This window comes from Sphingobacterium sp. 1.A.5, assembly GCF_002734235.1.
GTDB lineage: Bacteria > Bacteroidota > Bacteroidia > Sphingobacteriales > Sphingobacteriaceae > Sphingobacterium > Sphingobacterium daejeonense.
On the sequence record NZ_PEBA01000037.1, the window covers coordinates 1 to 10,321 of the forward strand.

General features: G+C 38.8%; 7 protein-coding genes and 1 pseudogene. 6 read left to right on the forward strand and 2 right to left on the reverse strand.

The features are described 5' to 3' along the window. A pseudogene (locus tag CRT24_RS14265) lies at window positions 1-181 on the reverse strand (hypothetical protein); the annotation flags it as partial. Window positions 182-667: 486 nt separating this feature from the next. On the opposite strand from CRT24_RS14265, the gene CRT24_RS14270 reads away from it, so the two are divergent. From CRT24_RS14270 to CRT24_RS14295, 6 genes are all read left to right on the forward strand, one after another. Continuing rightward, window positions 668-3,742: a TonB-dependent receptor gene (locus tag CRT24_RS14270; protein ID WP_218962639.1), complete on the forward strand. Its 3,075-nt coding sequence runs from the start codon at window positions 668-670 to the stop codon at window positions 3,740-3,742. Between the two features lie 15 nt (window positions 3,743-3,757). After that, window positions 3,758-5,269 (forward strand): RagB/SusD family nutrient uptake outer membrane protein, encoded by a 1,512-nt coding sequence (locus CRT24_RS14275; protein WP_099371897.1) that lies wholly within the window; start codon window positions 3,758-3,760, stop codon window positions 5,267-5,269. A gap of 282 nt (window positions 5,270-5,551) precedes the next feature. Further along, a complete protein-coding gene (locus tag CRT24_RS14280) occupies window positions 5,552-6,880 on the forward strand; it encodes a gluconate:H+ symporter (RefSeq protein WP_099371898.1) in 1,329 nt (442 codons plus the stop codon). A 29-nt stretch (window positions 6,881-6,909) separates the two neighbouring features. After that, the gene (locus tag CRT24_RS14285; protein ID WP_099371899.1) at window positions 6,910-7,380 is read left to right on the forward strand and encodes a RidA family protein; all 471 of its coding nucleotides are present in this window, start codon (window positions 6,910-6,912) and stop codon (window positions 7,378-7,380) included. A gap of 2 nt (window positions 7,381-7,382) precedes the next feature. Next, on the forward strand, window positions 7,383-8,489 hold the full coding sequence (locus CRT24_RS14290) for a D-TA family PLP-dependent enzyme (protein ID WP_099371900.1): 1,107 nt from the start codon (window positions 7,383-7,385) through the stop codon (window positions 8,487-8,489). A gap of 3 nt (window positions 8,490-8,492) precedes the next feature. After that, a complete protein-coding gene (locus CRT24_RS14295) occupies window positions 8,493-9,572 on the forward strand; it encodes a dipeptidase (protein ID WP_099371901.1) in 1,080 nt (359 codons plus the stop codon). Between the two features lie 455 nt (window positions 9,573-10,027). Here the strand turns inward: CRT24_RS14295 and CRT24_RS21070 are convergent. After that, window positions 10,028-10,321, reverse strand: a 294-nt coding sequence (locus tag CRT24_RS21070; RefSeq protein WP_218962640.1) for a hypothetical protein, incomplete at its 5' end; no start/stop codon positions are given.

Here is a 10,321-nt window from a genome sequence, read left to right on the forward strand (position 1 = left end):
CTCCCAGTTGGGAATAGGCCTTCAACAACGGCTGAATCTTTATTGAATTGATGACCTGGTCGACCACTCGGGCAGGATGGTTTTCCGGCAGTAGTTCTTCAAAAGTTGGCGGAAAGGCCATCAGCTGGTGCTGATCATAGGGCTTGAAAGCAGGTAGTTTTCTGGATGGTTTTGATGACATTCTCTGATCGATTAATATACTTAAATATATGTAAATCAATTGATTATATCAAATCTTAAGTACATAAGATAATTAAAATTTATCACATATTTTGCCAAGATAATTATGATACAGCCCCGTCACTATAAATTGCTAGTTAATTAAATGGGTCAATGTCCCCACCAACCACATGAAAAGAGAAATCACTAAAAGTCAGGATAGTACAGGATACTAATGCAAATAAAGTAGGTTAAATTATGATCAATTGGATAAAATAACCTTTTTTTCAACCTTATAAACCTAACATAAGTATCATAATCAGTCTTAACGACTTTTGAATTTATTTAATACAATTAATTTTCATCCGATGAGAATTATTGTACTACATAGTTTTGGTCCTTTTCAAAATAATTCTTTGAGAAGATTATAAGGGATTAATAAAGGTTTTCATATCCTACTGGATTATGAATTTTTTTTAAATATAACCCTTATAATAAACTTAAAACTATGATGAGAACCTTCAATCAATGTGTTCTTTTGTTGTTATTTTTATTGCTTTCGAAAATAACACTAGCCCAAGAACTTACAATTACAGGAAAAGTAACGTCCTCAACTAATGAACCCCTGGCAGGTGTTTCAATTAAAGTTAGTTCAGGAAATGAAAGCACAAGTACGGATGCTGATGGAAATTATGAAATAAAAACTAGTGGAGATCAAAGCCTAGTTTTTACCTACATGGGATACAATTCCCAAACAGTTCCCATTAATAACCGAACGGTTGTAAATGTTCAACTAGTTTCTTCATCGGAATCTATTGAAGAGGTGGTCGTTGCAGTTGGTTATGGCGTAGTCAAAAAAAGTGACTTAACAGGTGCTGTGGGAACTGTTCAAGGTGAAGCGTTAAGTGAAAGACCTAATTCAAATTTAAATCAAGCATTAGGTGGGAAAATAACAGGTGTTAATGTCTCAACAAGTTCCGGACGGCCAGGTGGAAGAACAAATATTCGAATCCGTGGTTCTAGTTCAATTTCTACTACCAATAATCCCCTTTATGTTATTGATGGGGTAATTATGAGTAGAGATGGGCTTCAAAATGGTAGCTCTCCAATAGATTATATCAATCCTAATGATATTGCATCTGTTGAAGTTCTGAAAGACGCATCTTCTACTGCAATCTATGGTGCCAGAGGTGCTAATGGTGTTGTTATTGTAACCACTAAAAAAGGGACATCTGGTGGTGGCAAAGCGACTTACGATGCAGATATTGGTGTTGGATACGCTCCAAAATTATTGCCAGTATTAACTTCTGAAGAGTTTTTGGCAGTGGAAGAGCTTGCATACAAAAATGCGCAAAAATTTGACCCTGTTGGATGGGCAACAGGTACTAAGTATACCGATCCGACCACCAAAAGAAATAACCCGCTATTATTTGACGACAATGGAAAGCCATTGTACAATACAGATTGGCAAAAAGAAGCGTTTAGAAATGCTATCACCCAAAACCATCAATTAAGCTTTACCAATGGTAATGAAAAAGGCTCCTATGGCGGTTTTGTAAATTACCGCAATGAACAGGGGGTTGCTTATGGATCGTGGCAGAAACGATATTCTGCTCGCTTTGTATTCGATACACAGATTAGAGACTGGTTTAAGGTAGGGGGTGTGTTGAGCTACACAGACCAAAAAGATAAACAAGTTGATGAATTAGGAGGAGGAGGCATTACCATGATGCGCCAGGTCTTAGAAGCTTTACCGTTAATTCCTGTTCGCTATGCTGATGGTAGTTGGGCAAGTAATCGCGATTATCCAGGCATGGAAGGTGGAGATAACCCTATTCGTGTGGCCGATGAACGTCTTTATTATCTTTCAACTCAACCTTTTATTGGTAATATGTATGCCAATATTAAATTAATGGATGGTTTGGAATTCCGCACATCTATCGGAACAAATATTATAAACCAACGAAGAGATTATGCTGCTGCTGCTGGTCTTCAATACATTTCAAGTGATGGTACTGCAAACGTGGACAACAAAAGATTCAACTCCTGGCAGTTTGAAAATTACTTCACTTATCTAAAAGATTTTGGTGACATCCATTCCATTAATGCTATGTTGGGCTTCTCTTGGCAGCATACTGATTACTTTGGTTCATATGCCAGTTCGAGCAAGTATGCTGATTTCTATTACCAATTTAATAACCTAGGTGCTGGTGCAACGATGAACGCCCCTTCTTCCGGTGCTAACGCGAATGGTCTTAATTCATATTTTACTAGGATCAATTATACGCTATTGAATAAATACCTGTTTACTTTTACGGGTCGTATAGACGGTTCTTCAAAATTTGGTCAAGATAATCAATATGCATTTTTCCCCTCTGCAGCTGTCGCTTGGAAGATCAATGAAGAAAACTTCCTAAAGGATCATGAAACTATTTCGAATTTGAAATTAAGAATGAGTTACGGTGCAACTGGTAATTCAGAAATCCCTGCTTATCGAGCTTTGGCTGGAATGGGAAATTACGAAATTATTCAGGGTGGTGATCGTTTGGTAGGTGTGGGCACCAGCAGAATTGCAAATCCTACTTTAAAGTGGGAAAGAACTCAACAGGTTGACCTGGGATTAGAATTGGGATTGTTTCAAAACAAATTGAATTTCGAACTCGATGTTTACCACAGACAAGTAAATGATATGCTTCTGGATGCTCCAATTCCATTGTCAAGTGGTTATGGAACTATTTTTAGAAACATTGGAAGTATGAAAAATGATGGTATTGAGGTTGGGGTAAATGTTGCAAACATCGGTAATGATGTTTTCAGTTGGTCAGGGTTATTCAATTTTTCTTACAATAGAAATCGAGTGTTAAGATTGGTAGGAGGCTCAGATATTTTTAATGGCAATACAATAATCCGTACCGGCGAAGCAGTTGGATCTTTTTGGGGCTTTCAACATCTAGGAACCTGGTCATCTGAAGAAGCAGCTGAAGCTGAAAAATATAATATGCTTCCAGGTGATGTGAAATACCAAGATATCAATGCAGATGGTGTGATAAATGATAACGATAAAACAATTATTGGACGTGGTATTCCAGATGGTTACGGAACATTTTCAAATACCTTTAAATACAAAAACTTCTCCTTGTTGATTGATCTCCAATATATGTTTGGAAATGATGTTTTGGATCGCAGTATTCACTCAGCTGAAGACAGACAAGGTATTGCAAACAGCTACAAAACGGTATTGAATGCTTGGACGCCGGAAAATCAAAATACCTCAATTGCTCAGGTAAGACCAATTAATGCGTATTACACTACAAACAATGACAGTCATAAAGTAACTGATGCTTCTTTTATTAGAGGTAGAAATCTAATGCTTTCCTATAATGTTAACTCGGATCTCTTAACTAGAATGCATTTAGATAAATTAAGATTCTTTGCATCCGTTCAAAACTTCTTTGTCGTTACCAAATACGCTGGGTATGATCCTGAGGTATCCAATTCAGGTTCTCCTTTTGACCAAGGATTTGGTATGTATGATTACCCTAGGCCTAGAGTTTTTACTTTCGGACTTAATATTGGTTTATAATTTAATTAGAACATCATGAAATATTTAAGATATATAAAAACAACTTTTAAGATTACTGCTAGCATGCTTGCTTTTGGAGCTATTGTCGGATGTTCAGGATTTTTAGATGAATCTGACCCAAGTAATTTTACTGTAGAGAATTATTTTACAAAACCTGAACACGCTAGAAGTTCAGTTAGTGCTATATATGCAAATCTGAGAAACCCAATGGGTAGTGGCTTTGGCGGTGGTACATGGATGATGTTGGAATTCGCTACAGGGCTGGCGGCGACCGATCTCGGCCAAGCGGTAAATAGTTATTATGTGAAAGATCTGCGAAATACCTCTGACAATGGTTATGGCCTCGATTATTGGTCAACATATTACCGTGGCATTGGTAATGCTAACCTTTCTATAGCGAATATTCCGAATATCAATATGGATGAGAATGAGAAAAAAATGATTTTAGGCGAGGCACATTGCCTGAGAGCATTCTTTTATTTTAATCTGGTTCAAATGTTTGGAGAGATACCTTTGGTTACTGAAGCCGTGGATTTAAAATCAGAACAGTTGTATCCTGAACAAGCTAAGGTGGAACAAGTTTATGATTTGATCGTAAGTGACTTGAAAATAGCGGAAGCATCTGGATTGCCTTGGAATGATCAAAGCGGCAAAATAAATATGGGAATCGTTAAGTCACTAATGGCTAAGGTTTATCTTACTATGGCTGGTTTTCCCCTCAATAAAGGTGCTGCTTACTATGACCTTTCAGCCAAGGCCTCTCAAGAAGTAATTAATTCTGGTCAATACCAATTGTTTCCTTCATACAATGATTTGCATGATCCAAAAAAGAAAAATGGTTCTGAGAACATTTTTAGCATTCAATATAAAACTCAGGTTATTCCTTCAAATTGGCAAGTAGCAATTATTCCATATAACAAAAATATCTCTGCTTATTCAGATGAGACAGGTGGCATATATGCTACTAAAGATTTTGTGGAATCTTACGATTCAAATGATTTAAGAAGAAAGGAAAAACAATTCTTCTTTACTAAATTTACACATGAAGCAGATCGTAGTAGAGAAGTGGAATTAGGTGCTTACTTTATTTACAAGCACTTTGACTATGACGCACAAACCAGTACAACAAACAGTGATTTGAATTGGTCTATTATACGTTATGCGGATGTATTGCTATTATATGCTGAAGCAATGAACGAGGTTGCCGGCCCAAGTGCGAATGTATATGAAGCTGTGAATGCAATCAGGAAGAGAGCTGAATTAGCTCCTTTGGCTGGACTGTCAAAAGATCAACTCCGTGAAGCAATCTGGAAGGAGAGGTGGCATGAACTATGTTATGAAAATATAACTTGGTTTGATATGGTGCGCCTCAGAAAAGCTTTCAATGTCTCTACCAAGAAATTTGAAAACTATGTTGGACATAAATTTTCTTATGGCCCGGTAGTTACTGAAAGAGAGTTGTTGTTTCCTAAACCTACTGCTGAAATCAGAAATAATTCTAAACTAATTCAAAACAAAGGTTACTAACAATAGTATACGTGATATAAAACTGCCTGAATGTTAGATTCAGGCAGTTTTTTTTTTTATGATTGCATAAATAAATAGAGAATCAGTTATTTCTGAAATTTTCCTTTAGTTATCATTAACTGAATATTTGTGAAGGTCTTACATTTTTAAAAATCTATATCCTTTTAGATTTAATGTTTTCAAAGTGAATCCCAAAACAATTTCTTATTTTAGAGAATAACATTAACCAATATCCCAATGAAATGGGAATCATCCTGAACTTTAACAATAATTATAAACTATATGGTATTTATAATTGTCTTATTGAGCCTACTCTTTCTGGTACTATTAATCACCTATTTCAAAGTCAACACCTTTATTTCATTCCTTATCGTTTCCATTCTGGCAGCTATTGTATTGGGTATTCCCATGTCAAAGATACCAGCTACGGTCGAGAAGGGTATAGGCTCCATAATGGGAGGATTGACTCTAATTATTGTATTGGGTGCAATGTTGGGAAAGATTGTTGCAGAAAGCGGGGCTGCAGAAAATATCTCCACCGTGATGGTCAAACTATTTGGCGTAAAGCATTTGCAATGGGGGATGGCATTCACCGGATTTATAGTCGGTATTCCTTTGTTCTATGGAGTTGGTTTTGTGTTATTGGTGCCCTTGATATTCTCCATTGTCTATAAATATAAGTTACCGCTGGTTTACATAGGTTTGCCGATGTTAGCAGCCTTGTCTGTCACACATGGCTTTATCCCTCCGCATCCTTCACCCGTTGCATTGGTAGTCCTGTTCAACGCTAATATGGGATTAACCCTGATCTATGGAATTATAATCGCCATTCCGGCAATTATCCTCGGTGGTCCCTTGTTCAGTAAAACATTAAAACATATTAAGGCAGGTAAATCCGAAATATTCAATTTCGAAGATACCAAGGTGGTAGACGAAGGATATGAAAAACCTGGGAAATGGAATTCTTTTATCACGGCGCTCCTGCCTGTGATTATGATCATCCTGTTTACTGTGCTCCCTTATATTGTTCCCAAGTCGTATGAAACAGCCCATGAAATTATTGCCTTCTTGGGGTCTGCAAATATTGTGATGTTGGTCGCTATTATTTATGCTACATTTTCCTTGGGTGTAAGCTTAGGGAGGCCAATTAAAAGTGTGATGGCTACTTATTCTGATGCTGTCAAGGATATCGCCATGATTCTATTGATTATTGCAGGATCAGGAGTTTTCAAACAGGTTATGGAAGAAAGTGGAGTCAGCCTATTACTTGCAGAAAATCTTCAGGGACTGCCAATACATCCATTGATCCTGGCTTGGATCATAACTGCTATTATTCGTGGATGTATCGGTTCAGCAACAGTAGCTGCCCTAACTGCTGCAAGTGTTTTGTTGCCATTGATTCAGTCTACCCATGTTAATCCAAACTTAATGGTTTTATCAATCGGAGCTGGCAGTCTGATGTTTTCACATGTTAATGACTCCGGTTTCTGGATGTTCAAAGAATACCTAGGAATTTCAGTGAAGGATACCTTTAAGTCATGGTCCGTAATGGAAGCAATTGTTTCAGTAGTAGGTCTTATTGGAGTAATGCTTTTATCCTTATTTTTATAATAAATTTTAACAACAATAAATTTTAATATATGTACAATGCAGATGAGCAGTTTGAAAAATTAGGTTTAACACTTCCGCCAGCGCCAGCTCCGCTTGGAGTTTATAAACCGTATTTAATTGATGGGAAATACCTATACCTTTCAGGTCATGGACCAGTACAAGATGATAAAAGCTTGATCATTGGAAGAATTGGAAGCGATATGGATGCTGATGCGGGAAAATTGGCAGCCCGTCAAGTTGGTCTCACCATGCTGTCAACAATAAAAACAAACCTGGGATCTTTGAATAAAGTCAAAAGAGTGATCAAGGTTTTGGGAATGGTAAATTGTACTCCAGAATTTGAAAAACATCCATTTATTATCAACGGAGCAAGTGAGTTGTTTGCACAAGTATGGGGTGAGGAAAATGGAGTAGGAGTGAGAAGTGCTGTTGGATTTGGATCCCTGCCGGATAATATCCCCGTGGAAATCGAGGCTTTATTTGAACTTCATGTAGGTTAATTATGGAAAATTGGTTTGAGGTTGAGAATGCTGACTGTATAGATTCACCAGCTCTTTTGATATATCCTGATCGTGTTGCCAACAATATCCGGCAGCTCAAAAAAATGGTCGCGGGAAATACCAGTAGACTGAGACCACATGCTAAAACGCATAAAATGGTTGAAGTAAGCAAAATGCTTATCGAGGAAGGTATTGATCAGTTTAAATGTTCAACAATAGCTGAAGCAGAAATGCTAGCTATGAGCAATGCAAAAGACGTTCTGTTGGCATATCAACCCGTAGGACCAAAACTCCAACGTTGGGTGAAGTTAATTCAGGAATATCCAAATACACATTTTGCTTGTATAGTTGATCACTCTTCATCCATTAAAAATCTTGCAGAGCTTGCTAAGGAGCTCTCCATAGAACTTTATATTTATTTTGACATCAATGTAGGGATGGGTAGGACGGGAGCTTCTCAAGATCAAATTGATGGGCTGTGGGAAAGTTTACAGAATTATCCTAATCTCCATCTGGAAGGTGTGCATGGTTATGATGGCCATATCCATGATCCTGATCTTAAGATTCGAGAAAAGGAGTCTGATGCATGCTATAAAATTCTCAAGGAAGTTTTTGATAAACTACAAGTGAGATCAAAGGATACCCTTAAGATGGTTATCGGTGGTTCGCCATCTTTTACGACACACTCAAATAGGAAAGATGTTGTATGCAGCCCCGGAACCTTTGTGTTTTGGGATTGGGGTTACCGTCAGAAAATTCCTGAACAGAAATTTGAATATGCGGCAGTATTGTTGACGCGAGTGATTTCTATAATTAATGAAACCCGCATTTGTATAGACCTCGGCTATAAAGCAGTCGCTTCAGATCCCCCATTACCTAGAGTAAAATTCTTGAATGCTGATGATGCTATTCCAGCATTTCAGAGTGAAGAACATTTGGTATTGGATGTAAAGGACAGCAAAGATTATCCTCTAGGGAAAATTCTGTATGCAGTCCCGACCCATGTATGTCCAACAGTTGCCTTATATGATCGTGTTTCAGTCATCAAAGACCATCAGAAGATTGCCACTTGGCAAGTTATAGGAAGAAGTAGAATGCTAAATATCTAAACTATGAGCAATAGCCTACCATTTTTAATTGACGGTCACCTTGACCTGAGCATGAATGCTATGGAATGGAACCGTGATCTACGTCTCCCAATTTCAGAACTAAATAATCGCGAGTCTGGTTTAGATGATAAACCTGACCGAGGAAAAGCTACAGTTACTTTTGAAGAGTTGCGTAAAGGGAATATTGGACTAGTCGTTGCGACCCAAATTGCCCGATATGTAAAACCTGATAGCCCTTTGCCCGGATGGTTTTCCCCAGAACAGGCTTGGGCACAGACTCAAGGTCAACTGGCTTGGTATAAGGCCATGGAAGATGATGGACAGCTCACTATGATCCAAAACAAAGAAGATCTGGAAGCACACCTAGCAAATTGGAACAGTTCTGAAAATGACAATAAACCTATCGGTTATATTTTAAGCCTTGAAGGTGCCGATTCCATGGTGGATCTTTCCTATGTTGAAAAGGCTTATGCCTATGGACTTCGGGCAATAGGACCGGCACATTACGGTCCGGGAAGATATGCCAACGGAACAGATTCAAGAGGTGAACTCAACAAAGAAGGTATTGCCCTTCTCCAAGAAATGGATCGATTGAATATGATTCTGGATGCAACCCATCTGAATGATGATGCTTTTTGGGATGCCCTGAACAGATATAAAGGTAATATCTGGGCAAGTCATAATAACTGCCGCACCTTCGTTGATCACAATCGTCAGTTCAGTGACGATATGATCAAGGCTTTGATTGAACGCGAAGCTGTAATAGGTGTTGCTCTCGATGCCTGGATGATGGTGCCAAACTGGATCCGCGGAACCTCAACACCACAATCTACCAATTGCAATATGGAAATCATGGCCAACAACATCGACCATATCTGTCAGCTAGCCGGCAACACCAACCATGTCGCCGTAGGTAGTGACCTCGATGGCGCATTCGGAAGAGAACAATGCCCCTATGACCTAGAAACAATAGCCGATATCCAAAAAATCTTCCCAATCCTAAATTCCCGCGGCTACAAACCCGAAGACATCCAAAAAATAGCCAATGGTAATTGGCTTAGATTTATGCGAAAGGCATTGTAAAATTACTTCCCGCCATGGTTGGTGTCCCCACCAACCATCACTAAAGGTGGCTTGTTTTGGTTGTGTTGCATCCGTTAAACAAACAAGCCACACCGATGGCGCTGGTTTTTGATGCGATAATCAACGCTATAGGTATGACATGCCTACGGCATTTAAGATATATTTTATGCCTACGGCATTTAACCCCGATGGGATGCGGTCGCCGTGGCAGGTGTCTTCAGGCGCCACATAATAGAGCTATCTTTGCCGCCATGGTTGGTATCCCCACCAACCATCACTAAAGGTGGCTTGTTTTGGTTGTGTTGCATCCGCTAAACAAACATGCCACACCGATGGCGCTAGTTTTTGATGCGTTAATCAACGCTATAGGTATGACATGCCTACGGCATTTAAGATATATTTCATGTCTTCGACATTTAACCCCGATGGGCAATGTCATTAAGTTAAGGATTTTATCATGCCGGTTTGTAGTTTGTGTAGGTCCTGTGCTTGCACTTTTTATTCGAGGTCTTAAGCTGCCTTGGGAACGATCTTCCCTTTCGAATGGGCAATGTGTCCTTGAGGAAATAGGCCGTGAGCTCCCTGAGGATTTCCCTTTCCCTGTTTTTGAAAAAGATGGCTATCAGGTTTTCCTTTAATTTTCCGAAGGATTTGTTCCCGTTGACCTTTTGGGGGTACTTTTTCGTGGATGTATCGCGGTCGAGCYGGACCTGGGCATCCCTGATCAGTATCGAATGCAGGTTTGACAT